This window comes from Nocardia rhamnosiphila NBRC 108938 (assembly GCF_000720425.1).
Classification (GTDB): Bacteria; Actinomycetota; Actinomycetes; order Mycobacteriales; family Mycobacteriaceae; genus Nocardia; species Nocardia rhamnosiphila.
On sequence record NZ_JOAJ01000066.1, the window covers coordinates 1 to 307 of the forward strand.

The window sequence follows — 307 nt, forward strand, 5'->3', positions numbered from 1 at the left end:
AACATCATTCGCAATATCGGAGAACGTCGCCGTACCCTTGTCCGCCGCCACCACCAAATACGTATCATCACCATCACGACGCACCACCCGCTCCGGCGGGAGCACGGTTCCGGTGCCGTGTTCGACATTGTCGGTCAGGTCGAGCAGACCGGAGATGAAGGTCCGGTAGCAGGACACGCCCTCGGCGAACAGCGCCTGCCGGTCGGCCGCGGCGTCGCCGGTGGCGGCCGGCGGGCGTTTCACCACGAAACCACCCTTCGCGCCCACCGGCACGATCACCGCGTTCTTCACCGCCTGCGCCTTCACC

The 307-nt window shown here is 66.1% G+C and carries 1 protein-coding gene; it reads right to left on the reverse strand.

What is annotated here, in order from left to right:
* On the reverse strand, positions 1-307 hold a 307-nt coding region (locus IG75_RS37020; RefSeq protein ID WP_156059447.1), incomplete at both ends, for an NAD-glutamate dehydrogenase domain-containing protein.